This is a genomic window from Micromonospora sp. NPDC006766, from assembly GCF_040636055.1.
Lineage (GTDB): Bacteria > Actinomycetota > Actinomycetes > Mycobacteriales > Micromonosporaceae > Micromonospora.
In genome coordinates this window covers 19,615-44,640 of sequence record NZ_JBEYIX010000022.1, presented here as the reverse complement: position 1 = coordinate 44,640, position 25,026 = coordinate 19,615, and the positions used below count along the sequence as shown (strand labels likewise).

Below are 25,026 nucleotides of genomic sequence, written 5' to 3'. Positions count from 1 at the left end.
GACCGCTCATGAGAGATCCACGCAGACGTTGGTGAGCTCGGAGTAGAAGTCGAGCGAGTGGACCCCGCCCTCCCGGCCGATGCCGGACGCCTTCACCCCACCGAACGGGGTGCGCAGGTCGCGCAGGAACCAGGTGTTCACCCAGACGATGCCGGCGTCCAGCCGCGACCCGGCCCGGTGCGCCCGGCCCACGTCGCGGGTCCAGACCGTTGCCGCCAGGCCGTAGTCGGTGCCGTTGGCCAGCGCGTACGCCTCGTCCTCGTCGTCGAACGGGGCGACGTGGACCACCGGGCCGAAGATCTCCTCCAGGTTGGTCCGGGCGTCCGGCCCGAGCCCGGTCAGCACCGTCGGCTGCACGTACGCGCCGCCGTCGCGGGGGTCGCCGAAGCGGGGCACCCCGCCGCCGGCGCGTACCTCGGCGCCCTCGGCGCGGGCCAGGTCGTAGTGCCCGAGCACCTTGTCCCGGTGGGTGTGCGAGATCAGCGGCATGTTGACGGTGGCCTCGTCGGCCGGCCAGCCGTACGCCAACTCGTCGGCGCGCTTGGCCAGCCGGGCGGTGAACTCCTCGAAGACCGGCCGCTGCACGTAGATCCGCTCGGTGCAGAGGCAGACCTGGCCGCCGTTGGTGAAGCTGGACCGCACCGACCCGGCAACCGCGGCGTCCAGGTCGGCGTCGGCGAAGACCAGGCCGGCGTTCTTGCCGCCCAGCTCGAAGCTGACCGCCTTCACCCCGTCCGCCGCAGCCCGCATGATGGCGCTGCCGGTGGCCGACTCCCCGGTGAAGGTGATCGCGTCGACGCCCGGATGCCGGGTGAGGAACTCCCCGGCCGAGTCGGGGCCGAAGCCGTGCACCAGGTTGAACACGCCCTCCGGCACGCCCGCGGCGGCCATCACCTCGGCGAGCAGGGTGGCCGAGGCGGGGGTCTCCTCGCTGGGCTTGACCACCACGGCGTTGCCGCAGGCCAGGGCGGGGGCGACCTTCCAGGTGAGCAGGAGCAGCGGCAGGTTCCACGGCACGATCACCGCGACCACGCCGACCGGCTTGCGGACCGCGTAGTTCAGCGCCCGGCCGCCGGTCGGGGTGACCGTGGTGAACGACTCGGTCGGCGTGGTCGCCACGATCTCGGCGAACGCCCGGAAGTTGGCCGCACCGCGCGGGATGTCCAGCGTACGGGCCTGGGAGATGCTCTTGCCGGTGTCGGCGACCTCGGCGGCGACCAGGTCGTCGAAGCGCCGTTCCAGCTCGTCGGCGACCCGGCGCAGCACCTCGGCGCGCTCCCGCTCCCCCATCCGGCCCCACGGGCCGCGCAGCGCCGCCCGGGCGGCGGCCACCGCGTCGTCCACCACGGACGCCGACGCCTCGACCACCTCGAAGACCGGCTCACCGGTCACCGGGCTGCGCTTGGTGAAGCGCGAGCCGGCATCCACGAAGGAACCGCCGACGAAGTTGCGCAGCAGGCCGGGGCCGTCCGGCGCGTGCCCGGCCATCAGCCGGGGATCCCAGCGGGTCATCCGCGCCTCCTTCGGCCGAGCGCCACCGCCGCGCCGGCCAGCGCCGCCAGCGCGCCGGCCGCCACCGCACCGACCACCTGGTACTGCCGGCGCACCCGGCGGCGCACCCGGGCGTACGGGGTGGTGGAGAAGGAGACCAGCTCGTACTGCGACACGTACCTGCCGGGCAGGGCCCGCTCCAGGGCGTGCTCGATCTTCTTACGGGTCTGGAACACCGGGGAGGCGACCTTGTCCCGCATCTCCACGAAGTTGGCCAGCGCCATCCGCGCGATCGCCTCGGCGTTGGCCTGCCGCCGCTGCTGGAACAGCGGCAGCGTCGCGGACCAGTCGTCGCCGCACTCGTCCAGGCAGCGGTCCAGCTCGACCACGTCCTCGAACGCGCAGTTCGCGCCCTGGCCGTAGAACGGCACGATGGCGTGCGCCGCGTCGCCGAGCAGGCCGACCTTGCCGTTGACCTGCCAGGGCGTGCAGCGGACCGTGCCGAGCACCCCGACGGGGTTGTGCTGGTAGTCGTCGACCAGGTTCGGGGCGAGCGGGATCAGGTCCGGGTAGTGGGTGGCGAAGTATCGCTCGATGGCGGCCGGGCTGCCCAGCGACGCGAAGCTCGCGGTGCCGTGGGTGGGCCAGAAGAGCGTGCAGGTGAAGGAGCGGTCCGGGTTGGGCAACGCGATCATCATCGACGTGCCGCGCGGCCAGATGTGCAGGGCGCCCGGATCGAGGGCGAACTCGCCGCCCAGCGGCGGGATGGTGAGCTCCTTGTAGCCGTAGTCGAGGAAGTCCAGGCTCTCGGTCAGCAGCCCGTGCCCGAGCAGCTGCCCGCGCACGGCGGACCCGGCGCCGTCGGCGCCCAGGACGACCGACGTGGTGGCCGTGACCTTGCCCTGCGGGGTCTCGAAGGTCATCTCGCCGGTGGCCGGTTCGAGCCCGACCAGCCGGTGGTCGAAGGCGATCCGCACGCCCGGCAGCGCGGCGGCGGCGGTGAGCAGCGCGTTGTTCAGCGCGCCCCGCCCGATCGAGTTGATCGCCCACTCGCCGGTGCCGCTGTACGACTGGAACTGCTGCTCCCCCTCGACCGGGTGGATCATCCGGCCGCGCATCGGCAGCGCGTCCGCCATCACCTGCCGCTCCAGCCCGATCCGGCGCAGCGCGTCCAGGCCGCGCTCGGAGAGCGCCAGGTTGATCGAGCGGCCCCGCTCGGCTGTCCCGGTACGCGGATCCGGCCGCCGCTCGTAGAGGGCCACCGGGTAGCCGCGCCGGGCCAGGTAGCAGGCCAGCAGGCAGCCGGCCAGCCCGGCCCCGACGACGGCGATCTCCTCGCGTTCGGTCATCGGGTCACCTCCACGGTGGCGGCCAGCGCGTCGGCGACCCGCCAGCAGTCGTGGTACGTCGAATAGAGCGGCACCGGGGCGAACCGGACGACGTCCGGCTCCCGCGCGTCGGCGATCACCCCGTGCTCGTGGCGCAGCCGCTTGGTCAGGTCGTTGGCGCTGCCCACCCCGATCCGCACCGACAGCTGGCAGCCCCGGCGGGCCGGGTCGCGTGGGGTGATCACGGTCAGCGGCCGGTCGGCGGTCACCTCGTCCAGCAGCCGCTCCAGCCAGCCGGTGAGCCGGAGGCTGCGCTCCCGCAGCGCCGGCATGCCGACTGCGTCGAACAGCTCCAGCGAGGTACGCACCGGCCCCATCGCGAAGATCGGCGGGTTGGAGATCTGCCACGCCTCGACGGTGGCCGGCGGCCGGGACACCGGGGTCATCTCGAACCGGGTCGCCGCCTCGGTGCTCCACCAGCCCTCGAAGCGGGGCAGCCGGGGGTCGCCGAGGTGTCGCTCGTGGACGAAGACGCCGGCCAGCGCACCCGGCCCGGAGTTGAGGTACTTGTAGGAGCACCACGCGGCGAAGTCGACGTCCCAGTCGTGCAGCGCGAGGGGCACGTTGCCGGCCGCGTGCGCCAGGTCCCAGCCGACCACCGCGCCGGCGGCCCGCCCGGCGGCGGTGATCGCCGGGATGTCCATCAGCTCGCCGGTCAGGTAGTTGACCCCGCCGAGCAGCACCAGCGCGACCGTGTGCCCCTCGGCGGCGAGGAAGTCCAGCACGTCGCCGGTGCGCAGGGTGTCCTCACCGGGACGCGGCTTGAGCCGCACCACCGTGGCGTCCGGGTCCAGCCCGTGAAAACGGGCCTGGCTGCGCACCGCGTAGCTGTCCGAGGGGAAGGCGCTGTCCTCGATGACGATCCGGGTCCGCTCCCCGGCCGGGCGGTAGAAGCTCACCATCAGCAGGTGCAGGTTGACCGTGAGGGAGTTCATCACCACGGTCTCCGTGGGGAGCGCGCCGACCAGTCGCGCGGCCGGCGCGGTCAGCAGTTCGTGGTACGGCAGCCAGGGCCGTTCCGCCTCCAGGTGCCCCTCCACGCCCAGCCGGTGCCAGGCGTCCAGGTCGGCGAGGAGTTCGTCCCGGGTGGCCCGGGGTTGCAGGCCCAGCGAGTTGCCGGCCAGGTACGCCACCTCGGGGTAGCGCCCACCCTCGGCGGGCGGCACGTGGAACAGGTGCCGGTGCCCGGGATCGGCCGCGTCGAGCTGGCGAGCTTCGTCTTCGGTGTGCATGTCCTTCTTCTTTCCGCTCACATCGCGGTCCGGGCCGACCACAGCTCCGGGAAGACCACCCGGGCCATGCTGCGCTGCAACCAGGCCAGCCCGGCGGAGCCGCCGCTGCCGACCTTGGCGCCCATGGTGCGCTGCACCGCCTTGACGTGGTGCCAGCGCCAGTCGCCGAACCGCTCGGCCACCTCGGTCAGCGCCTCGCCCAGCAGCCGCAGGTGATTGTCCGGGCCACCGTCGGCGTAGATCCGCACCCAGGCCGCCTCGACCGCCGGGTGCGGCTCGTGCTCGGTCGTCACGTCCCGGTCGAGCAGTTCGGCGGGCAGGGCGAAGCCCCGCCGGGCGAGCAGAGCGACCACATCGTCCCAGAGGCTCGGCGCGGCGAGGGCCGCGGTCAGCTCCGCGTACACCTCGGTCTGCCGGCGGAACGGGCGGATCAGCGCCGGGTCGCGGAGGCCGAGCAGGAACTCCAGCTGGCGGTACATCGCGGACTGGAAGCCGGAGCCCTCACCGAGCCGGTCGCGGAAGCGGTTGAAGTCGGCCGGGGTCATCCAGCGCAGCCCCTGCCAGGCGGCGTTGAGCCCCTCCAGGTGCAGGGCCGCGCGACGCAGCGGGGGAAGCGCCTCCCAGATCCGGTTCGCCCGCAGCTCCCGCTGGGCGTGCCGCAGCTCGTGGCAGGTCAGCCCGAAGTACAGCTCCATGATCTGGCTGACCATCAGGAAAGACATCTCGCCCGGGTCGTCGCTGAGCGGCTGCTGCAGCCGGTGCAGCGTGCTCGCCCGCACGTACGCGTCGTAGGGCACCCGGTCGGCGAACTCCAGCGTCGGTTCGCCGCCGTTACGCGCCGCCCGGGCCGCCCGCTGGCGCGGGGTGGCCGGCCGTACCGCCGCAGTCTGTTTCACCGTCATGTCCCTTCGAACTCGGGTAGACGACATGATCCCGCCAGTGGATCCGCAAATGGAATGCCTGTTCAACGGCGGTATCGTGGTTCAACCTGCCGGTCGTAAAGCCGCTGGGCCCACCGGTTGCCGAACGAAAGGTCACGCAGTGGACGACATGGACTGGGCGCTGCTGCGTGAACTCCAGGCCGACGCCCGGCTCTCGTTCAGCGAGCTGTCCCGCCGGGTGCACCTGTCGCCGCCGGCGGTGGCCGAGCGGGTCCGCCGGCTGGAGGAGTCCGGGGTGATCACCGGCTACCACGCGCACGTCGACCTGACCCGGGCCGGGCGGACCGTGGTGGCCCTGATCCGGATGTCCTGCTACGGGTCGCGCTGCATCCTCAACGACCCCGCGGTGGCGGGCTGGCCGGAGATCATGGAGGTCCACCGGATCACCGGCGACGCGTGCAGCATGCTCAAGGTTGCCGCGGGCTCGATCGAGGAGTTCGAGGCAGTCATCGACCGTCTGGCCCCGTACGGCCAGCCGTCCAGCACGATGGTCCTCTCCACCCCGCTGGAATGGCACCCGGTCACCCCCCTCCCCCGCCGGTAAGGACGGGCCCCCTGTTAACGCCTCGGTGCATAGCAGGGGCCCCCTGTTAACCACCCGCCCGGGCACGCCGGCCGGGTTTGCCCGGACGGGATCGGGAAAGCAGGCCGGGCTGCCCGTCAGCAGGATTCCGGTGCCGCGTCGCACCGGGAGGGGGGAAATCATGCGAGGGCCCGTGTCGCACCGCGCCCTGTCCGCAGTCCTGAGCGTCCTCGGACTGGTCGCGATGTTCGTCCTCATGACCGTCAGCCCGGCACGGGCCGGGGAGAATGTCTTCATCGAGGTCACGCCGAATCCCGCGCAGGCCGGCTCCCGGGTGAGCATCCGGGCCAGCTGCGACAACGCGAACAACCGGCAGGCCGAGGTGAACTCGGATGCCTTCGGGCGGGTGATGCTCCGACCGGACAACGGCTTCCTCACCGGGGCGGTGACCATCCCGAGCAACAAGCAGGCCGGTGACTACCCGGTCGACCTGCGCTGCTCGAACGGGAACACGGCGTCGACCGTGCTGACCGTGCTGAACATGACGCAGCCGAGCAAGGGCCCGGCCACCGGTGGTGGCGGCACTGCGGGCGGCCGGGGCGTCGGCTCGCTGCTGCTGGTCGGCGGCCTGGTCGCGGTGACGGTGGTCGCCGGCGTCGGCGCCCGGCGCAGGACCGGGCCGCGCGACTGACGAGGTGGGGCCCATGGCCCGCACACTGACCCGAGTCGTCCGCCAACGGGACCAGGGCGATCGCCACGCCGGCCGCATCCACGGTGACTCCCACCGGCCCGGCCGCCGGACCGCGGCAAGCCACGACGACCCCGCCAGCCGCATCCACGGCGACAGTCACCGGCCCGGCCGCTTGACCGACCAGGCCACCGCGGCCCGTCGCGACGGCCGGGCCGGACGTGGGCCGGAGACCGGGTGCGGTGGGCTCCGGACGGCGCTCCGGCTGGCCGCCCGGGTGTCCCGCCGGTTCGTCCGCGCCGCTGGCCACGCCTCCACGGCCAGCGTCGCCACCGCCGGCTCACCGGCGCCCGTGCCAGCGCGGCCCACCAGGGCCGCTGCCCGCACCAGCACCGGCCCGCCGGCGCCCGTGCGGCCCACCAGCGCCGCTGCCCGCTGGCGGTACGCCGCCCGGCGCGGCCCCGGCGCCCCGGTGCTGGTGATCGCCACGTTGATGGTGCTGATCGTGGCGATGCTCGGCGTCGAGCGGGTGACCGGCGTCACCGTGCTGCCGGACCGGCTCTTCGCCGGGATCCGGCCGCCCCCGAAGAAGTTCCCGGTGCTGCCGGCGAGCCCGCCGACGGACATCGCCATCAGCAAGCTCGGCCTGCGGGCGCCGGTGCACCGGGTCGGCCTCGCCCCGGACGGCAGCATCGCCGTACCCGAGCTCGAGAAGGCCGACGAGGCCGGCTGGTACGACCAGGGGCCAACCCCCGGACAGTACGGCCCGGCGGTGATCGTCGGGCACGTCGACACCACCACCGGGCCGGCCGTCTTCCACGACCTGAAGAAACTGAAGGACGGCGACCGGGTCGAGGTGGCCCGCGAAGACCACTCGGTGGCCGTGTTCGAGGTCACCTCGGTGCAGCGGTACGACAAGGAGAAACTGCCCGCGGACGAGGTCTTCGGCGACTTCAGCCGGCCGAACCTGCGCCTGATCACCTGTGGTGGGCGGTGGGTGGGCGGTGCCACCGGCTATGCCGACAACCTCGTGGTCTACGCGTCCCTGGTCCAGGCCCGTGGCCCGTGAGCCGGGCTCAGGCGGCCTCCGGCTCCGGCTCGCGCAGATCCAGCCAGTTTGCCCAGCGCGGATCCGGCGCACGGTGGCCGAGCACCCGCCACGCCGTCCCCTTCGGTGCGGCCGGCAGGCAGTGCAGCCGCCAGCCCAGCTCGGCCGGGGTCTTGTCACCCTTGGTGTGGTTGCAGCGGGCACACGCGGCGACCACGTTCTCCCAGGCGTGCCGGCCACCCCGGCTGCGCGGGAAGACATGGTCGATGGTCTCCGCCGGGCCGCGGCAGTAGGCGCAGCGCCACCCGTCCCGGGCGAACACCGCCCGGCGGGAGAGCCCGATGTGGGTGCGGTAGGGCACCCGGACGTAGCGGGTGAGCCGGACCACCGAGGGAACCGGGAGCACGTTGCGTGCGCTGTGCAGGAGGCCGTCGCCGTCGGCGACACAGACGGCCTTGGCCGACAGCACGAGGATCGCGGCACGACGCACCGACACGACACACAGCGGCTCGTAGGTGGCGTTGAGCACCAGGGCACCAGAGCCTGCTGTGGGTCGTATGTCAGGCATCGTGCTCACCCTCCCGGTCCAGCCGCTCCTGCCGCTGTCGCGCCGGGCGTGCCCCGCAGGCAACGGGGAGCCGCACCGACGCCGGCCGGATCACCGACGTCCGCTGCGCCAATCGTCCCTGATCGGGCCCCGGATTGCACGCACTAATCCGGGGTACCCTCAGGCACCTTCGGTGCGCGTGCCAAGATGACCGGTTCCGTACCGCTGACCGGTGGCCACGGCCGCGCGGCGGCGGGCCAGCCGCCACCCCGCAGCGACCGTGCGGTACGAAAGCAGGGTGAGTGCCGCCAACCTGATCCTCCGCGCCCTGACCGCCGCCGCCGACGACCCGATGCCATCGGACGAGTGCCGGGCCAACCTGTGGTGCAAGAACGTCTACGACCTGACCCACTCGGCGTGGTTCGCCGAGGGCAGCTACTGGATCGTGCTGAAGCCGCTGCGGATCATCCTGATCCTGCTGCTGGCCTTCGTCGCCCGCTGGGCGCTGCACCGGACCATCAACCGGTTGGTGCGCACGACGAGCGAGGGCGCGATGCCCACCCTGCTCAAGCCGCTGCGCGAGCGGATCCCCAGCGCCGCGTCGAACCCGGAGCAGTTCGTGCCGGAGCGCCGGCGGCAGCGCGCCGAGGCGATCGGTTCCGTGTTGGGCAGCATGGTCAGCGCATTCATCTTCGGCATCGCGCTGCTGATGGTGCTGAAGGAGTTCAGCTTCGACCTGGCCCCGCTGCTGGCCAGCGCCGGCATCGCCGGCGTGGCGCTCGGCTTCGGCGCGCAGAGCCTGGTCAAGGACCTGATCGCCGGCCTGTTCATGCTGATCGAGGACCAGTACGGGGTCGGCGACACCGTCGACCTGGGCGAGGCGACCGGCGTGGTGGAGGCCGTCGGGCTGCGGGTCACCACCGTCCGCGACGGGCGCGGCGTGCTCTGGTACATCCGCAACGGCGAGATCGTCCGGGTCGGCAACAAGAGCCAGGGCTGGGCCCGCGTGATGGTGGATCTGCCGATCGGCTTCGCCTCCACCGAGGAGGCCACCGCGGTGCTGCGTACGGCGGCGGCCTCCCTGGCGATGGATCCCGAGATGGCACCCCAGATCGTCGAGGAACCGGAGGTGCTGGGCGTCGAGCAGATCACGGTTGACGGCGCGGTGATCCGTACGGTGGTCAAGACGACCGCGAGCGGGCAGTTCGCGGTCGGCCGCGAGCTGCGCCGCCGGCTGGCGGAGGCGCTGGAGAACTCCGGCATCACCGCGCAGATTGCGGCGGCCCGGCGATTTCCGGGAATGCCGACCCGCGCCCCGGGCGAGACGGGCACCGGAGGAGCGACCTGAGGTGCTCCACCCGGTCCCGTACGGGCAGACGATTTCGGGGGGTCGCGCGCCGGCCGGCCCCTCGGGTATCGTCCGTTCGTTCAGTCGGAGATGCGACGATCAACCCGTTCGCCCTAGCCAGTTGTCGGACGATCGGGCAGAATCCGGTGAGCACGCCCGGCGAAAGTGAAGCCGTGCTCACGTCCTCGCTGATCCGTACATCTGACGACGGTCCCCGGTAGGGCCATCACGAGTGGCTTCTGGCTCCAGGGACGATGGAGGCGACGGTGTCCGACGAGCGACCCGCCCAGGAGGGCCCCGCCACCTTCAGCGACGTCTTCGGCCTCGCCGAGTTCCGCGCCCTCCTCACGGCCAACGCTCTTTCCTGGATCGGCGACTACATCGCCAAGGCCGCGGTCACCGTTCTGGTCTACCGGGAGACCGAGTCGGTGGCGCTCTCCGCCGCCGCGTTCGCCGCCAGCTATCTGCCCTGGCTGCTCGGCGGCCCGCTGCTCTCCGCGCTCGCCGAACGATACCGGTACCGGCAGGTCATGATCGCCTGTGACCTGTTCCGAATGGCGATGATGGTGCTGGTGGCCCTGCCGGTGATGCCCCCCTGGGCCATCCTCGCCCTGATCTTCGCCGCCACGCTAGCCAACCCGCCGAGCCAGGCCGCCCGGTCCGCGCTGCTCCCGCACATCCTCACCGGCGACCGACTGATGGTGGGCCTGTCGATCTCCACGAGCTCCGGTCAGGCCGCCCAGGTCGTCGGCTACATGGTCGGCGCGGCCATCGCCTCGGCCAGCCCTGCCGCCGCACTACTGATCAACGCGGGCACCTTCGCCCTCTCGGCGGCGCTCGTCCGGTTCGGGCTCCGCGACCGGCCGCCCACAATGACCTCCGCGCACCGCAGCCACCTGTTGCGGGAGACCGCCCAGGGCTTCCGGCTCGTCTTCGGTCGGCCGGTCCTGCGGGCCATCGCCGTGCTCGTGTTCAGCGCGATGGTCTTCTCCATCGTGCCCGAGGGGCTCGCCGCGGCGTGGGCCGCCGAGCGAAGCGGAAACCTGGACACCGGCGTCGCCCAGGCGGTCATCATGGCCGCCAACCCGGTCGGCTACATCCTCGGCGGCCTGCTGATCGGTCGGCTCGTAGCCCCGGCCCGCCGGCTGGCGCTGATCCGACCGCTGGCGGTCCTCGCCCCGGTGGTGCTGGTCCCCGCGATCCTCGACCCGCCCCCGCTCATGGTGGCCCTCCTCGCGGCTGCCTGCGGCTTCGCGGTCGGCGCGTTGATGCCGATGGCCAACGGTCTCTTCGTCCGCGCGCTGCCGGAGGGCTACCGCGCCCGGGCGTTCGGCGTGATGGCCAGCGGCACGCAGGTCATCCAGGGTGCGGCCGTGCTGGCCACCGGGGCGCTCGCCGAGCGGTTCGCCATTCCCGTGGTGGTGGGCGGCTGGAGCGCCGCCGGGGTGCTCCTGATGCTCGTGGCGGCGTCCGCCTGGCCCCGTCCCCAGACGGTGGAGGCAGCCGTCAAGGCCGCCCAGGCCGGAACGGCCGCCGGCCATCACCCGCCCCCCGCGGCTCGGGCGGCCGTCCCGGCGGCCCGCGCGGCGGTCGACGAACGGAGCCGGCAGGCGGTGACCTGACGCCCTGCGGGCGGTGGCCGGCAGCGGCACGCCGGCCGTACCTGGCAGGATGGAACGGTGACTTCCTCAGGCGAGTCGATGACCCTCTTCGCGGCGATCGGCGGCGAGCCCGCATTCCGAAAGCTGGTGGACGAGTTCTACGCCGGCGTCGCCACCGACCCGTTGCTGCGGCCGATGTACCCGGAGGAGGACCTCGGCCCGGCGGCCGACCGGCTGACCCTCTTCCTCATGCAGTACTGGGGCGGCCCGCGCGTCTACTCGGAGCAGCGCGGCCACCCCCGGCTGCGGATGCGGCACGCCCCGTTCCGGATCGGCGCGGCCGAGCGGGACGCCTGGCTGCACCACATGCGCCGGGCCGTGGACCGGTTGGACCTGCCGCCGGAGATCGCCACCGCGCTCTGGGACTATCTGGAGCGGGCCGCGTACTTCATGGTCAACGTCGTGGAGGACCCGGCCGCCGGGGCCTGACGGCGGCCGGCCGCACGGCAACGGCCGGGGCTCGCGGCCTCGGCCGGGGCTCGCGGCCTCGGCCGGGGCGGTCAGAGCAGGGCACCCTCGTCGTGCAGCCAATCCACGAAGGTGGTGGCCACCGCCGCGCCACAGTCGAGCATCTCGACCAGCAAGGCATCGTGGGTGCCAGCACCGAGCGGGACCTGGAGTTCCGCATAGATCGGCAGTTGGCCCCGCTCGGTCGGGTCGCCAACGTACGCCTTGCAGAACCGTCGGGTGTGGTTCCACTCATTGACCACCCGATAGGCCCGGTCGACCCAGTCCGGCGGCACAGTCGCGTGTGGACGGGCCCGCATCACCAGGATCTCGTCGTCCGGGCCTTCCAGGGTGACCAGCACCGCGTGCCGCTCCCACATGGCCAGCAGGTTGCCGTCACCGTCGGCCAGGTAGCGCACGTCGAGCAGGTCGAGCGCGTCGCACACCCGGCGGAGGGTGACCGGGGCGACGATGGCCGGCATTTCCGCGATCACAGGCCGTTCGGCGGCCGGTGGATCGTCCTCCGGCTGACGGGGGGTCGGTGGCCCGACCCGGACGCTCTCCTCCATTGTGATCCCGCTTCGAGTTTCCGGGTCGCCGCCAGCGGCGGAACCTGGGCGCCATGACCACCACGGCATCGCTCGCGCACCTCACTCCCCAGCGGATCCACTCGCCTACGGTGCGTTGGATCCGAGGATGGACGGTACCCGGACAGCCGAGCTGAGGCACCCCCCCAACGGTCGCCCCGAACCGGAAGGATGAGAGCTGGTCACCCGTTTGGATGAACCGACACGGGCTTTAGGGCAAGTTCGGCAACCTTACGCGACCATGCCGCTCCGTACGGTCCCACCAGCCCGACCCACCGGCCGGCAACGCGCACCTGAACGTCACCGGCACCGAGGAAGCCCATCCGGACCAGGCCCTGGATCAACCGCTGCGGCACCTCCACCGGCACGTCCGGCGCGTCGTCCGGGGTGACCACGACCGCGACGTGATCCAGCAGCGCGTCCCGCAGCACGCGCTGCCCCACCGCCCGGCCCGCCACACCGTGGGCGGCTGCCTCGCTCAGCGTCCCGGCCGCCGCGGCGGCGATCCGGCGTACGTCCTCGGCGGGCAGCGTCTCCACCGCCCGGCTCGCCACCGGGGGCAGCGCCCAGCGCCACCCGTCGTCGCGGCGCCGGGGCAGCCTGGCCCCGCCGGCCGCCAACTCGGCCAGCAGTTCCCCGCCGACGACCGTGACGTCCCCCGGGGCCGTCCCGGTGACCGTACGGACCACGAGGACGTCCCACGGCAGCCGGGCCCAGAGAGCGGTCCGGTCCATTCCCGGGACCGGCCGGAGCCGGACCAGGGTGGCCGGGTCCAGCCGGACCAGCCGGGCCAGGAAAGCACCGGCGTCGGCCACCCCGTCCAGCCCGTGCCCGGTGGTCATGCCGGCAGCCCGGGCGCGTACCGGAGCAGGAAGGCGCGCTCCTCCGGGGAGACCCGGCGGGGACGCTGCGCGGCCAGGTCGAACGGGACGAGGACCGACCGGGCCGTGCTGGCCAGCACGTCGCCGTCGTACAGCTCGTAGGCGACGATGAACGATCCGGCCCGGATCTCCTCCACCCACAGCTCGATCCGGACCGTCGGGGCCGCCTCCGCACTGGCCCGGCCCAGCGCGTAGTCGACCGGGCGCAGATAGTCGACCTCGTGCCGACGGATGACCACCCCGTCGGCGAACGAGCCCACCCCCCACGCCCGGCCGCCGGCGAACATCATCGCCACCCGCGCCTCCTCGTAGAGCGTGAGGAAGCGCGCGTTGTTGACGTGGCCGTACGCGTCCAGGTCAGACCAGCGCAGCGTGCAGTGATAGACAAACCGGTCAGACACGGGTCAGCACCGATCAGTCACGGGTGAGCTTGCGGTAGGTCACCCGGTGCGGGCGGGCCGCCTCGGCGCCAAGCCGGTCGATCTTGTTCTTCTCGTACGCCTCGAAGTTGCCCTCGAACCAGAACCACTTGGCCGGGTTCTGGTCGTCGCCCTCCCAGGCCAGGATGTGCGTGGCGACCCGGTCCAGGAACATCCGGTCGTGCGAGATGACCACGGCGCAGCCGGGGAACTCCAGCAGCGCGTTCTCCAGGCTGGAGAGGGTCTCCACGTCCAGGTCGTTGGTCGGCTCGTCGAGCAGGATGACGTTGCCGCCGATCTTCAGGGTCAGCGCCAGGTTGAGCCGGTTCCGCTCGCCACCGGAGAGGACCTTGGTCGGCTTCTGCTGGTCCGGCCCCTTGAACCCGAACGCCGCGATGTACGCCCGGGAGGGCATCTCCACCTTGCCGACCAGGAGGTGGTCCAGCCCGTCGGAGACGGTCTCCCAGACCGTCTTGTCGCCGGCGAGGCCGGCCCGGCTCTGGTCGACGTACGACAGCGAGACGGTCTCGCCGACCTTCACCGAACCGGTGGTCGGCTCCTCCAGCCCGACGATGGTCTTGAACAGGGTGGTCTTGCCGACGCCGTTCGGGCCGATGACGCCGACGATGCCGTTACGCGGCAGCGAGAAGCTGAGGCCGTCGATCAGCACCCGGTCGCCGAAGGCCTTGACGAGGTTGTTGACCTCGATGACCGTGCTGCCCAGGCGCGGGCCCGGCGGGATCTGGATCTCCTCGAAGTCCAGCTTGCGGGTCTGCTCCGCCGCGGTGGCCATCTCCTCGTACCGGTCGAGCCGGGCCTTGGACTTGGTCTGCCGGGCCTTGGCGTTGGAGCGGACCCACTCCAACTCGTCGTCGAGGCGCTTCTTCAGCTTGGCGTCGCGGCGCCCCTCGACGGCCATCCGGGCGGCCTTCTTCTCCAGGTAGGTGGAGTAGTTGCCCTCGTACGGGTAGGCGCGACCCCGGTCCAGCTCGAGAATCCAGTTGGCCACGTTGTCGAGGAAGTACCGGTCGTGGGTGATGGCGATGACGGTGCCCGCGTACTTGGCCAGGTGCTGCTCCAGCCACTGCACGCTCTCCGCGTCCAGGTGGTTGGTGGGCTCGTCGAGCAGCAGCAGGTCGGGGGCCTCCAGCAGCAGCTTGCACAGCGCCACCCGGCGGCGCTCACCGCCGGAGAGCATGGTGACGTCGGCGTCCGGCGGCGGGCAGCGCAGCGCGTCCATCGCCAGCTCGAGCTTGGAGTCGATGTCCCACGCGTCGGCGTTGTCCAGCTCCTCCTGGAGCTTGCCCATCTCCTCCATCAGCTCGTCCGAGTAGTCGGTGGCCATCTGCTCGGCGATCTTGTTGAACCGCTCCAGCTTGGCCTTCGTCTCGGCGACCGCCTCCTCGACATTGCCGAGGACGGTCTTGGCGTCGTTCAGCGGCGGCTCCTGCGCCAGCATGCCGACGGTGTAGCCGGGCATCAGCCGGGCCTCGCCGTTGCTGGGCTGGTCCCAGCCTGCCATGATCTTGAGGAGGCTGGACTTACCGGCGCCGTTCGGACCGACCACACCGATCTTGGCCCCCGGCAGGAAGTTCAGCGTCACGTTGTCGAGCACGACCTTGTCGCCGTGCGCCTTGCGCGCCTTTTCCAGGACGTAGATGAACTGGGCCACGGTGCGGGCTACCTCCGTCGGTTGCGATCGCGAGCTTGCGGCGCGCGGGCGCGGGCTGCTCTTCCGCCCGCCGCCGCCGGCCGGGAGCCGGCCACGCGCACGCCATCGTCAATCCTGACAGGTACGCCCCGCTCTGCCCACATCACCCCGCCTTCCGGGATACGCGGCGCGCCACCGTGCCGTTGGCTGGACTCGCCGATCAGCGAGCTTTGACCAGCAGTTGTCAGTAAGATCACGTCTGCGGTTCGGTGATCGTGGGACGGGTAGGTGACTGCGGCACGGGGGAACAGACGCCGCAGCTAGGCTCATTACGCTCATCGCGGTGGACCCGTCAGCACCCGGAGGTGGCCGATCGTGACCGTCCGTAGCTCCTTTGTCGTAGTGGCGAACCGCCTGCCGGTCGACGAGGTGAGCACACCCGAGGGGCGGCAGTGGCGGCGCAGCCCGGGCGGGCTGGTGACCGCGCTGCATCCCGTCCTGGCCGCGCAGCAGGGCACCTGGGTCGGCTGGGCCGGCGGCACCGGCGCCGCGCCGGAGCCGTTCGACCTGGAGGGGATCCGCCTGCATCCGGTGCCGCTGAGCGCCGAGGAGTTGGAGCGCTACTACGAGGGCCAGTCCAACGCGACGATCTGGCCGCTCTACCACGACGCCGTCGAGACGCCGACGTACAAGCGCCGGTGGCGGGAGGCGTACCGGCTGGTCAACGCCCGGTTCGCGGAGGCCGCGGCGGACGTCGCGGCCGAGGGCGCGACGGTCTGGGTGCAGGACTATCAGCTCCAGCTCGTACCGGCGATGCTCCGCGAGCTGCGTCCGGACCTGCGGATCGGGTTCTTCCTGCACATCCCGTTCCCGCCGATCGAGCTGTTCATGCAGATGCCGTTCCGCACCGAGATCCTGCGCGGCCTGCTCGGCGCCGATCTGGTCGGCTTCCAGCAGCGGCTGGCGGCGCAGAACTTCGTGCGGCTCGCCCGGCACCTGCTCGGCCTGCGCTACGAGGGGCAGATGATCCAGGTCGACGGCCGGAGGGTCAAGGCCGGCGCCTTCCCCATCTCCATCGACACCGCCGAGATGGAGCGGTTGGCCGAAGACCCGGCGATCCAGGCCCGGGCCAAGCAGATCCGCGAAGAGCTGGGCAACCCGAAGACGCTCATCCTGGGAGTCGACCGGCTCGACTACACCAAGGGCATCGAGCTCCGGCTGAAGGCCTTCCGCGAACTTCTCGCTGACGGAAAGTTGACAGTTCCCGACGCGGTCATGGTTCAGGTCGCCACCCCGAGCCGCGAACGGGTCGAGCACTACCAGGCGCTTCGAGTGAAGGTCGAGCGCGAGGTGGGCAGGATTAATGGCGAATTCGGGCGAGTAGGCCTACCGGCAGTGCACTATCTGCATCAGTCGTACAGTCGCTCCGAACTCGCCGCGATGTACGTCGCGGCGGACGTGATGATGGTGACCCCGCTGCGAGACGGAATGAATCTGGTGGCCAAGGAGTACGTCGCATCGCGCGCCGACCAGGGCGGCGCGCTCGTGCTCAGTGAGTTTGCCGGCGCCGCGACAGAGCTGCGCCAGGCGTTTCTGTGCAACCCGCACGACCCCGACGCGGTCAAGGACGCGCTGCTGCGCGCCGTACACGTCGAACGACCGGAGGCCCGTAGGCGAATGCGGATAATGCAACGCCACCTGCGTACCCACGACGTCGGCCACTGGGCCACGTCCTTCCTGACCGAACTCGGCGTGTCCGATGCGGAGGCCGCGTGAACTCCACCGCCACCACCGCCCTGCCCGCCGGGGTGCTGGACCCCGAACTGCGCGCCGCCATCGGCCGGATCGCCCGCGTACCGCAGCTCCTGGTCGCCTGCGACTACGACGGCACGCTCGCGCCGATCGTCGAGGACCCGAGCAAGGCCGTACCGCTGCCCGAGTCGGTGGCCGCGGTCCGCGCGCTGGCCTCGCTGCCACAGACCACCGTCGCGGTGGTCTCCGGTCGCGCGCTGCGCGACCTGGCCGCGCTCTCCCGCCTGCCCAGCGAGGTCCACCTCGTCGGCAGCCACGGCTCCGAGTTCGACATCGGCTTCGTCGAGCGGCTCACCCCCGAGCTGATCGAGGTACGCACCCGGCTGCGCGACGCGCTGCGCGAGATCGCCGCGGCCCACCCGGGCGTACGCCTCGAGCGCAAGCCGGCCAGCGTCGCCATGCACACCCGCGGGGTCGACCCGCAGATCGCCGCCGCGGCCGTCGAAGCGGTCCGCAACGGCCCCGCCACCTGGGCGGACGTGACCGTCACCCAGGGCAAGGAGGTCATCGAGCTGTCGGTGGTGGCCACCCACAAGGGCACTGCGGTCGACCAGCTCCGGACCCAGCTCGCGGCGAGCGCCGTGCTCTTCATCGGCGACGACGTGACCGATGAGAACGCCTTCGGCAACCTCCAGGGCCCGGACGTCGGCATCAAGATCGGCCCTGGGGACACCCAGGCCGGCTACCGGGTGGCCGAGCCGATCGAGGCGGCCCGGGCGCTGGGTCTGCTGCTGGAAACCCGCCGGCACTGGCTCTTCGGCGAGCGGGCGGTGCCGATCGAGCGCCACTCGATGCTGGCCAACGGGCGGACGGTCGCGCTGGTCACCCCCGAAGCGAAGATCACCTGGCTCTGCCACCCGAAGCCGGACTCGGCGGCGATCTTCGCCGACCTGGTCGGCGGCAGCCCGGCCGGGCACTTCACCGTCGGCCCCGAGCGCGGCGGCATCCCGCTCGGCCAGCGCTACCGCAGCGGCACGATGACCGTGGAGACCCGGTGGTCGGGCCTGACCGTCACCGACTGGCTGGACCTGCCGGCAAAGGAGACCACCCCGGACGGCCCGGCGGTCGTCACCGGCGACTCGGCGCTGGTCCGGCTGCTCACCGGCACCGGCCGGGCCAGGGTCGACTTCGCGCCGCGTCCCGAGTTCGGTCAGGTCGCGGTGCAGCTCCAGCCGATCGACGACGGCCTGCTGGTGCTCGGCTCCAACGAGCCGATGGCGCTCTACTCGCCGGGCGTCGAGTGGGACGTCACCAGCGACGGGGTCAACGAGACGGCGAAGGCCGTGGTCGACCTCGCCGCAGCGGGCGGGCAGGTGGTGCTGGAGCTGCGCTTCGGTACGCAGAGCCTGGAGCACCATCGGGTGCCGATCCACGAGCGGCAGGCCGCCGCCGAGCGGCCCTGGAAGGACTGGGTGGCCGGGCTTCGGCTGCCCAGCACGGCCCGCGACCTGGTCACCCGCAGCGCGCTCACCCTGCGTGGGCTCTGCCACGAGCCCACCGGCTCGATCCTCGCCGCGGCGACCACCTCGCTCCCCGAGGAGCTGGGCGGCGTCCGAAACTGGGACTACCGCTACTGCTGGCTGCGGGACGCGGCGATGACCGCGCGGGCGCTGGTCGACCTCGGCTCCACGGAGGAGGCGGAGGGGCTGCTGCGCTGGATCGACGGGGTCGTCGACCGCACCGGCGGTCACCCGGAGCGCCTGCACCCGCTCTACACCGTCGACGGGTACGAGCTGGGCGCCGAGGCGGTCATCGACACCCTGCCCGGGTACGCCGGCTCCCGGCCGGTCCGGGTCGGCAACCTCGCCAACCACCAGCTCCAGTTGGACGTCTTCGGCCCGGTCGCGGACCTGATCGCCGCCGTGGCGGACGCCCGTGGCTCGGTTCGGGAGGACGAGTGGCGGGTGCTGGAGAACATGGTCGAGGCGGTCCGCCGCCGCTGGCACGAGCCCGACCACGGCATCTGGGAGGCCCGCCTTCCGCCCCGGCACCACGTCTTCTCCAAGGTCATGTTGTGGATGACCGTCGACCGGGCGCTGCACGTGGTGCGGCAGCACGGCGGTGAGGACCGGCCGGAGTGGGTGGAGCTGCGCGACCGGATCGGCGCCAACGTGCTGGAGTACGGCTGGCACTCCGAGGCCGAGGCGTACAGCGTCGCGTACGGGCACGAGGACATGGACGCCTCGTCCCTCTGGATCGGCCTGTCCGGGCTGCTCCCCGGGGACGACCCACGCTTCCTGTCCACCGTGCTCAAGATCGAGGCAGACCTGCGCAGCGGCCCGGTCGTCTACCGGTACCACTGGGACGACGGACTGCCCGGCCGGGAGGGCGGCTTCCACATCTGCACGTCGTGGCTGATCGAGGCGTACCTGCGCACCGGCCGGCGTACCGACGCCGAGGAGCTGTTCGCCCAGATGGTCGACACGGCGGGTCCGACCGGGCTGCTCCCGGAGCAGTACGACCCGCTCGCCGAGCGCGGCCTGGGCAACCACCCGCAGGCGTACAGCCACCTGGGGCTCATCCGCTGCGCCCTCCTCCTGGACGAAGCAATCAAGCAGTGACCTGACCGGCGAAAACGGCGGCCCGGGACGACAGGTCCCGGGCCGCCGTCGTGTCCGGGAGGACCTCCCTGTCACCCCCTTTCGAGCTGATGTCGCAAACGGTTCAGGCGGCCGGCGGCCGGTCAGCCGACCAGGGCGCCGACCACGTCGCCGACCACCACGATCGCGGGCGGACGGAGACCCGCAGCCGTGACGTCGGCCGCGACGTCGCCAAGCGTCGAGCGGAGCATCCGCTGGCTGCTGGTCGTGCCCTCCTGGATCACCGCCGCGGAGGTGTCCGCCGGGCGGCCATGGGCGACCAGGGTCGCGCTGATCGCGGCGAGGTTCTTCAGCCCCATCAGGATCACCAGCGTGCCGCGCAGGCCGGCGAGCGCCTCCCAGCGGACGAGCGAGTCCGGCGAGTCCGGCCCGACGTGCCCGGAGACCACCGTGAACTCGTGCGCCACCGCCCGATGGGTGACCGGGACACCGGCCACCGCGGGCACGGCGATCGCACTGGTCACCCCGGGGACCACGGTCACCGGTACGCCCGCCTCGGCGCAGGCCAGCAGCTCCTCGCCGCCACGGCCGAAGACGTACGGGTCGCCGCCCTTGAGCCGGACCACGGCCTTGCCGGCCCGGGCCCGCTCCACCAGGATCCGGTTGATCTCCTCCTGGGTGCGCGACGGCCCGTAGGGGATCTTCGAGGCGTCCACCAGTTCGACGTCGGAGCGCAGCTCGTCGAGGAGCAGCCCCGGGACGAGACGGTCGGCGACCACCACGTCGGCCTCGGTGAGCAGCCGCCACCCTCTCACGGTGATCAGCTCCGGGTCGCCCGGCCCCGCCCCGACCAACGCGACCCGCCCGCCGGTGTTAACAGGGGGCCCCTGCTCTACCGGAGACGTTAACAGGGGGCCCTTCCTTGCGAGCAGGGCGCGGATGGCGTCGCGGACGGTCATCGACCGGCGGGGGTCGCCGCCACCGAGCACGGCGACGGTGACCGAGCCGTGCCGGGTGACGGCCGGGGTCCACGCCGTGGCCGCCGCCCGGTCGTCGGCCCGTACGCAGAAAATTCGGCGCTCGGCGGCGGCGGCGCTGACCTCGGCCGCGGCGGACCGGTCGTCGACGGCCACCTGGACCAGCCAGGCGTCGTCCAGGTCGGCGGAAACGAACCGGCGCGGCTCCCAGCGCAGCCGGCCGGCGTCGACGTGACTCCGCAGCGCCGGGGTCAGCTCCGGCGCGACCAGCAGCACGTCCGCCCCGGCGTCGAGCAGTGCCGGCACCCGCCGGGTGGCGACCGCTCCCCCGCCCACCACGACCACCCGCCGGCCGGCCAGCCGGAGCCCGAGCGGGTACGGATTCCCGAGGCTCGTTTCCTCGCTCACTTCTCGGCCACCCCGGCCGAGTCGAAGGTGGCCACCTCGTGCAACACCCGGACCGCGCCGGTGACGACCGGGAGGGCGAGCAGCGCGCCGGTCCCCTCGCCGAGGCGCAGCCCGAGGTCGATCAGCGGGTCGAGGCCGAGGTGGCGCAGTGCCGCGGTGGCCCCGGGCTCGGCGGAGCGGTGCCCGGCGACCATCGCCCCGACCGCGTCCGGCGCGAGCGCGGCGGCGGCCAGCGCGCCGCTGACCGCGATCACCCCGTCCAGCAGCACCGGCACCCGGCGGGCGGCGGCGCCCAGGACCAGCCCGGCCAGCGCCGCGTGCTCCAGCCCGCCGACCGCGGCCAGCACGCCGAGCGGATCGGCCGGGTCGGGCGCGTGCCGGTCGAGCGCGGCCCGCACGACGGACACCTTCCGGGCGTACGTCTCGTCGTCCACCCCGGTGCCCCGCCCGGTCGCCTCGGCCGGGTCGACGCCGGTGAACGCGGCGACCAGCGCGGCGGCCGGGGTGGTGTTGCCGATGCCCATGTCCCCGGTCAGCAGGATGCCCGCGCCACCGTCGACCAGCGCACCGGCGACCCGGATGCCGGTCTCCACCGCCGTTCGGACCTCGTCCCGGGTGAGCGCGGCGGTGACCGTCATGTCGCGCGTGCCGGCCCGCACGTTCGCCGCGATCAGGCGGGGGCCGGCCGCGTTGCTGAGCACCGCCGGGTCGACCGGGAGCTCGACGACGGCTGCCGGAACGACCGGGAGCGGGGTGGCCACCCCGACGTCGACCACGGTGACCGAGGCACCGGCCTGCCGGGCGAACGCGTTGACCACCGCGCCGCCGGCCAGGAAGTTGCCGATCATTTGGGCGGTGACCTCCTGCGGCCAGGGGCTGACGCCCTGGGCGTGCACGCCGTGGTCACCGGCGAAGATGGCCACCGCGGCCGGCTCGGGCAGCGGCGGGGGGCAGGCCCCGGCCAGCCCGGCGAGGCGTACGGAGAGGGGTTCCAGTGCGCCGAGGGAGCCGGCCGGCTTGGTCAGCCGGCTCTGGAGGTCGCGGGCCGCGGCCATCGCGGGCTCGTCCAACGGCCGGATCGCCGCCAGTGTGGACTCGAACATCATCCCTCCAGGATCTTCGTCAGCACGTCGACGAACGCGTCGGTCGTTGACGGATCGCGCACCGCGACCCGCAGCCAGTCCGGGCCGAGCCCGGGGAAGGTGTCGCCCCGGCGTACCGCCCAGCCGCGCTCGCGCAGCCGTTCCCGCACGGCGGCGGCGCCGGGCCGGTGGACCAGCACGAACGCGCTGGCCGGACGGCCGACGACGCGTACGCCGGGCAGGCCGGACAGGCGGGCCACCAGGTGGTCGCGGTCGGCGGCGAGCTCGGCGGCGATGGCGCGCTCGGCGGCGACGGCGGCCGGTGACGCGCAGGCGGTCGCGGCGGCGAGCGCCGGGGTGGAGACCGCCCACAGCGGTTGGGCGGCGGCGAACCGGGCGAGCAGCGGGGCCTCGCCGAGCAGGTAGCCGATGCGCAGCCCGGCCAGCCCCCAGGTCTTGGTGAGGCTGCGGACCACCACGAGGCCGGGCAGGTCGCGGCGGGCCGCCAGGGACTCGGGTTCGCCGTCGACGCCGGGAGCGCCGGTGGTGTCGGCGAACGCCTCGTCGACCACGAGCACGCGGTCGGGGCGGGCCAGCGCGGCGAGCGCTCCGGCCGGGTGCAGCACGGAGGTGGGGTTGGTGGGGTTGCCGATCAGCACCAGGTCGGCGTCGGCGGGCACCTGGGCCGGGTCGAGCCGGAAGTCGTCGGCCGGGTCGAGCAGCACCCGGTCGACGGCGTGCCCGGCGGCCCGCAGGGCGGCCTCGGGCTCGGTGAACTGCGGGTGCACCACGACCGGGCGGCGGGCGTCGCGCAGCGCCCGGGCGATCAGCACGAAGCCCTCGGCCGCGCCGGCGGTGAGGAGGACCTCTTCCGGGGGACGCCCGTGCCGGGCGGCGACGGCGGCCCGGGCCGGGCCGGGATCCGGGTACGCGGCCAGTTCGCCCAGGGCCGCGGTCAGCGGGTCGGCCAGCCAGTCGGGCATCGGGGCGCGACGGACGTTGACCGCCAGGTCGACCAGCCCGGGGGTCGCCTCGGCGTCCCCGTGGTGCGCGAGGTCGGGCTCCGATTGCCGCATGTCCGCGATCCTGCCGGGAAGCCGCCGCCGGGGACAGCGGATGCCGGCGTGGGTCGCGTCACCAGGTAGGGCTCCGATCGCCGGTTTATGAGTTTTTCTCATTTCCGAATCGGAAATGTCATAGCTTGGCCTCGTGAGCAACCGACCCCTTGCCTCCACTGGTCGTGCCGTTCCCCTCCTCCGCGCCGGGCTGATCGCCGGCATCGTGATCGCCGCCGCGGCGTTCCCGCTCGCCGCCCTCACCGGCCTCGGGGCCAAGGCCACCGCGCACGAAGTGGCACAGAAGACGAACATCCTGAAGACCGCCCTACCCGCCGAGACCTCGTACCTGTACGCGCCGGACGGCACGACCGTGTTGACGATGTTCTACGAGGAGTACCGGAAGTACACCAAGATCGAGGACATCTCGCCGAACGTCCAGCAGGCGATCGTCGCCGCCGAGGACAACCGCTTCTACCAGCACCACGGCGTCGACCCGAAGGGTGTGGCCCGCGCCTTCGTGGCCAACTCCCGCTCCGGTGGCGTGTCACAGGGCGCGTCCACGCTGACCATGCAGTACGTCCGGATGGCCCTGCGGGACAGCGCGCAGACACCGAAAGAGGTCCAGGAAGCCACCCAGCAGACCAGCCTGCGCAAGGTCAAGGAGATGCGCATGGCCCTGGACATCGAGAAGCAGCTCAGCAAGGAACAGATCCTGGAGCGCTACCTGAACTCGGCCTACTTCGGCCACCGGGCGTACGGGATCTACGCGGCCGCGCAGATCTTCTTCTCCAAGACGCCGGCCACCCTCACCCCGGTCGAGGCGGCCACCCTGGCCGGCCTGGTCAAGTCCCCGTCCGAGTACGACCCGATCACCTCGGACCAGAAGGATGCCACCGCCCGGCGCAACTACGTGCTCGACAACATGGCCCGCCTCGGCTACCTGTCGCCGGACGCCGTCGCCACCACCAAGGCCGAGCCGATCCAGCTGAAGTTGACCAACCCGCCGAACGACTGCGCCGCGATGGTGGAGAAGTACAAAGCGACCTGGGGCTTCTACTGCGACTACCTGAAGAACTGGTGGAGCTCTCAGCCCGCGTTCGGGGAGAACCGGCTGGAACGGATGGACAAGCTGCGCCGTGGCGGCTACCGGATCGTGCTCGCCATCGACCCGAAGATCCAGGAGGCGGCCGAGAAGAACGTGGGGGCCAAGGACGCCACCGGCAGCCCGTTCGCCAACGGCATCGTGGTCGCCGAGCCGGGCACCGGACGGATCAAGGCGATGGCGGTGAACCGGAACTACTCACTGGACGTGGCCGAGAACCCGAACAGTTCCAACCCGGAGGCCGACCCGAACGTGAAGGCCAACTATCCGAACACGGTCGCGCCGTTGCTCGGCGGGGGCACGCTCCCCGGCTACCAGGCCGGATCGACGTTCAAGATGTTCACGATGCTCGCCGCACTCAACTCAGGCACGAAGCTCTCCGACACCATCAACTCGCCGTTCAAATACCAGTCGGCCATCTATGACGGGTGGGCGCCGGTCAACGCCAGCGGCGCCATGACCGGCGTGCAGACCATGTGGTCCGGCTTCGGCAAGTCGGTGAACACCTTCTTCGTGCAGTTGGAGGAGAAGGTCGGCGCGGAGAAGGGGGTGCGCCTGGCCGAGCAGCTCGGGCTGCGCTGGCGTACCGACGTGGACCGCGAGCACGCCGCGCCGGACCAGGCGAACAAGTGGGGCGCGTTCACCCTGGGCGTCTCCGACGCCACCCCGCTGGAGATGGCCAACGCGTACGCCGCCGTGGCCGCGGACGGCCGATACTGCGAGGCCATCCCGGTGAACTCGATCCTGAACCGGGACGGCACGCCGGCGATGTACACCACGGCCGGCGGCGTGCAGCGGGAGGTCGCCAAGCCGCGCTGCCGGCAGGTGGTCAGCGCGGACGCGGCCCGGGCCGCCACCGACGCCGCCCGCTGCCCGACCGGCGACACGCCGGCCAAGGGAGGCTGTGGCGGCTGGTCCACCGCCGACAGCGTCCGGGGTACGGTCGGCCGCCCGGTCGCCGGCAAGACGGGTACCACCGACAGCACCCGGTCGGCCTGGTTCGTCGGCTACACCCCGGAACTGGCGGCGGCGAGCTTCGTCGCCGACCCGGACAATCCGTTCAACGCGGTGGGCGACGGCATGTCCGAGGTGCCGGTCGCCGCGGTGGCGAACACCCTGCGCGACGCGCTGAAGAGCCAGCCGGTCCGCCAGTTCACCCCGCCGTCCGACCAGATCGTCGGCTAACCGGCCGGTT

21 protein-coding genes are annotated in these 25,026 nt (G+C 72.4%); 9 read left to right on the top strand and 12 right to left on the bottom strand.

Translation table 11 applies throughout. From position 1 onward, the window contains the following. Positions 1-6: 6 nt before the first annotated feature. Genes ABZ671_RS19225 through ABZ671_RS19210 form a run of 4 tightly spaced genes read right to left on the bottom strand, consistent with a single transcriptional unit; the run spans position 7 to position 5,013 of the window. Positions 7-1,488: a 2-hydroxymuconic semialdehyde dehydrogenase gene (locus ABZ671_RS19225; RefSeq protein WP_357859630.1), complete on the bottom strand. Its 1,482-nt coding sequence runs from the start codon at positions 1,486-1,488 to the stop codon at positions 7-9. Positions 1,489-1,508: 20 nt separating this feature from the next. Next, positions 1,509-2,840 (bottom strand): NAD(P)/FAD-dependent oxidoreductase, encoded by a 1,332-nt coding sequence (locus ABZ671_RS19220; RefSeq protein ID WP_357859480.1) that lies wholly within the window; start codon positions 2,838-2,840, stop codon positions 1,509-1,511. Then, positions 2,837-4,111, bottom strand: a complete 1,275-nt coding sequence (gene kynU, locus ABZ671_RS19215; protein ID WP_357859477.1) for a kynureninase — start codon at positions 4,109-4,111, stop codon at positions 2,837-2,839. Before kynU ends, ABZ671_RS19220 begins: the two co-directional genes overlap by 4 nt. 17 nt (positions 4,112-4,128) lie before the next feature. Continuing rightward, entirely contained in the window at positions 4,129-5,013 is an 885-nt protein-coding gene (locus ABZ671_RS19210; RefSeq protein ID WP_357859474.1) for a tryptophan 2,3-dioxygenase family protein, read from the bottom strand. Between the two features lie 139 nt (positions 5,014-5,152). Between ABZ671_RS19210 and ABZ671_RS19205 the strand changes: the two genes are divergently transcribed. The 3 genes from ABZ671_RS19205 (at position 5,153) to ABZ671_RS19195 (ending at position 7,332) form a co-directional block, all read left to right on the top strand. Then, a complete protein-coding gene (locus ABZ671_RS19205) occupies positions 5,153-5,596 on the top strand; it encodes an Lrp/AsnC family transcriptional regulator (RefSeq protein WP_357859471.1) in 444 nt (147 codons plus the stop codon). Between the two features lie 160 nt (positions 5,597-5,756). Then, positions 5,757-6,266 carry a hypothetical protein gene (locus ABZ671_RS19200; protein WP_357859468.1) on the top strand — a complete coding sequence of 170 codons (510 nt, stop codon included), beginning with the start codon at positions 5,757-5,759 and terminating at the stop codon, positions 6,264-6,266. Between the two features lie 262 nt (positions 6,267-6,528). Then, on the top strand, positions 6,529-7,332 hold the full coding sequence (locus ABZ671_RS19195) for a class F sortase (RefSeq protein WP_357859629.1): 804 nt from the start codon (positions 6,529-6,531) through the stop codon (positions 7,330-7,332). A 7-nt stretch (positions 7,333-7,339) separates the two neighbouring features. On the opposite strand, the gene ABZ671_RS19190 is transcribed toward ABZ671_RS19195, so the two are convergent. Continuing rightward, positions 7,340-7,879, bottom strand: a complete 540-nt coding sequence (locus ABZ671_RS19190) for an HNH endonuclease (protein ID WP_357859465.1) — start codon at positions 7,877-7,879, stop codon at positions 7,340-7,342. 277 nt (positions 7,880-8,156) lie between these two features. On the opposite strand from ABZ671_RS19190, the gene ABZ671_RS19185 reads away from it, so the two are divergent. From ABZ671_RS19185 to ABZ671_RS19175, 3 genes are all read left to right on the top strand, one after another. Continuing rightward, positions 8,157-9,206 (top strand): mechanosensitive ion channel family protein, encoded by a 1,050-nt coding sequence (locus ABZ671_RS19185; RefSeq protein WP_357859462.1) that lies wholly within the window; start codon positions 8,157-8,159, stop codon positions 9,204-9,206. A gap of 254 nt (positions 9,207-9,460) precedes the next feature. Continuing rightward, complete coding sequence (locus ABZ671_RS19180; RefSeq protein ID WP_357859459.1) at positions 9,461-10,828, top strand: MFS transporter; 1,368 nt, start codon at positions 9,461-9,463, stop codon at positions 10,826-10,828. 78 nt (positions 10,829-10,906) lie between these two features. Further along, the gene (locus ABZ671_RS19175; RefSeq protein WP_357859626.1) at positions 10,907-11,296 is read left to right on the top strand and encodes a globin; all 390 of its coding nucleotides are present in this window, start codon (positions 10,907-10,909) and stop codon (positions 11,294-11,296) included. Between the two features lie 71 nt (positions 11,297-11,367). Here ABZ671_RS19175 and ABZ671_RS19170 read toward each other — a convergent pair whose 3' ends face one another. From ABZ671_RS19170 to ettA, 4 genes are all read right to left on the bottom strand, one after another. Continuing rightward, positions 11,368-11,952 carry a YbjN domain-containing protein gene (locus ABZ671_RS19170; protein WP_357859456.1) on the bottom strand — a complete coding sequence of 195 codons (585 nt, stop codon included), beginning with the start codon at positions 11,950-11,952 and terminating at the stop codon, positions 11,368-11,370. A gap of 131 nt (positions 11,953-12,083) precedes the next feature. Further along, on the bottom strand, positions 12,084-12,743 hold the full coding sequence (locus ABZ671_RS19165) for a hypothetical protein (RefSeq protein WP_357859453.1): 660 nt from the start codon (positions 12,741-12,743) through the stop codon (positions 12,084-12,086). Then, positions 12,740-13,183: a thioesterase family protein gene (locus ABZ671_RS19160; RefSeq protein WP_357859450.1), complete on the bottom strand. Its 444-nt coding sequence runs from the start codon at positions 13,181-13,183 to the stop codon at positions 12,740-12,742. The genes ABZ671_RS19165 and ABZ671_RS19160 overlap by 4 nt, the downstream gene beginning before the upstream one ends. Positions 13,184-13,196: 13 nt before the next feature. Further along, positions 13,197-14,873, bottom strand: coding sequence for an energy-dependent translational throttle protein EttA (gene ettA, locus ABZ671_RS19155; protein ID WP_357859446.1), 1,677 nt, complete (start codon positions 14,871-14,873; stop codon positions 13,197-13,199). A gap of 354 nt (positions 14,874-15,227) precedes the next feature. Here ettA and ABZ671_RS19150 point away from each other — a divergent pair, with 354 nt between their 5' ends. Together ABZ671_RS19150 and otsB are read left to right on the top strand one after the other, a co-directional pair. Next, positions 15,228-16,628 carry a trehalose-6-phosphate synthase gene (locus ABZ671_RS19150; RefSeq protein WP_357859443.1) on the top strand — a complete coding sequence of 467 codons (1,401 nt, stop codon included), beginning with the start codon at positions 15,228-15,230 and terminating at the stop codon, positions 16,626-16,628. After that, positions 16,625-19,225: a trehalose-phosphatase gene (gene otsB / locus ABZ671_RS19145; RefSeq protein WP_357859440.1), complete on the top strand. Its 2,601-nt coding sequence runs from the start codon at positions 16,625-16,627 to the stop codon at positions 19,223-19,225. Before ABZ671_RS19150 ends, otsB begins: the two co-directional genes overlap by 4 nt. A 122-nt stretch (positions 19,226-19,347) precedes the next feature. Here the strand turns inward: otsB and cobA are convergent, their stop codons facing one another. From cobA to cobC, 3 genes are read right to left on the bottom strand one after another with little or no spacing between them, the layout of a single operon-like run. Beyond that, on the bottom strand, positions 19,348-20,589 hold the full coding sequence (cobA, locus tag ABZ671_RS19140) for a uroporphyrinogen-III C-methyltransferase (RefSeq protein ID WP_357859437.1): 1,242 nt from the start codon (positions 20,587-20,589) through the stop codon (positions 19,348-19,350). Beyond that, positions 20,586-21,692 carry a nicotinate-nucleotide--dimethylbenzimidazole phosphoribosyltransferase gene (gene cobT / locus ABZ671_RS19135; RefSeq protein ID WP_357859623.1) on the bottom strand — a complete coding sequence of 369 codons (1,107 nt, stop codon included), beginning with the start codon at positions 21,690-21,692 and terminating at the stop codon, positions 20,586-20,588. Before cobT ends, cobA begins: the two co-directional genes overlap by 4 nt. Next, a complete protein-coding gene (gene cobC / locus ABZ671_RS19130; RefSeq protein ID WP_357859435.1) occupies positions 21,692-22,747 on the bottom strand; it encodes an Rv2231c family pyridoxal phosphate-dependent protein CobC in 1,056 nt (351 codons plus the stop codon). Before cobC ends, cobT begins: the two co-directional genes overlap by 1 nt. Positions 22,748-22,880: 133 nt before the next feature. Between cobC and ABZ671_RS19125 the strand changes: the two genes are divergently transcribed. Beyond that, positions 22,881-25,016, top strand: coding sequence for a transglycosylase domain-containing protein (locus tag ABZ671_RS19125; RefSeq protein ID WP_357859432.1), 2,136 nt, complete (start codon positions 22,881-22,883; stop codon positions 25,014-25,016). The last annotated feature ends 10 nt before the right edge of the window (positions 25,017-25,026 follow it).

What these genes read in the sequence shown, in the direction of transcription:
- ABZ671_RS19190 (WP_357859465.1), bottom strand. Translation starts at nt 7,879, where the DNA reads ATGCCTGACATACGACCCACAGCAGGCTCTGGTGCCCTGGTGCTCAAC.
- ABZ671_RS19220 (WP_357859480.1), bottom strand. Translation starts at nt 2,840, where the DNA reads ATGACCGAACGCGAGGAGATCGCCGTCGTCGGGGCCGGGCTGGCCGGC.
- ABZ671_RS19200 (WP_357859468.1), top strand. Translation starts at nt 5,757, where the DNA reads ATGCGAGGGCCCGTGTCGCACCGCGCCCTGTCCGCAGTCCTGAGCGTC.
- ABZ671_RS19170 (WP_357859456.1), bottom strand. Translation starts at nt 11,952, where the DNA reads ATGCCGTGGTGGTCATGGCGCCCAGGTTCCGCCGCTGGCGGCGACCCG.
- ABZ671_RS19165 (WP_357859453.1), bottom strand. Translation starts at nt 12,743, where the DNA reads ATGACCACCGGGCACGGGCTGGACGGGGTGGCCGACGCCGGTGCTTTC.
- ABZ671_RS19180 (WP_357859459.1), top strand. Translation starts at nt 9,461, where the DNA reads ATGGAGGCGACGGTGTCCGACGAGCGACCCGCCCAGGAGGGCCCCGCC.
- ABZ671_RS19175 (WP_357859626.1), top strand. Translation starts at nt 10,907, where the DNA reads ATGACCCTCTTCGCGGCGATCGGCGGCGAGCCCGCATTCCGAAAGCTG.
- kynU (WP_357859477.1), bottom strand. Translation starts at nt 4,111, where the DNA reads ATGCACACCGAAGACGAAGCTCGCCAGCTCGACGCGGCCGATCCCGGG.
- ABZ671_RS19210 (WP_357859474.1), bottom strand. Translation starts at nt 5,013, where the DNA reads ATGACGGTGAAACAGACTGCGGCGGTACGGCCGGCCACCCCGCGCCAG.
- cobT (WP_357859623.1), bottom strand. Translation starts at nt 21,692, where the DNA reads ATGTTCGAGTCCACACTGGCGGCGATCCGGCCGTTGGACGAGCCCGCG.
- cobC (WP_357859435.1), bottom strand. Translation starts at nt 22,747, where the DNA reads ATGCGGCAATCGGAGCCCGACCTCGCGCACCACGGGGACGCCGAGGCG.
- ABZ671_RS19225 (WP_357859630.1), bottom strand. Translation starts at nt 1,488, where the DNA reads ATGGCCGGGCACGCGCCGGACGGCCCCGGCCTGCTGCGCAACTTCGTC.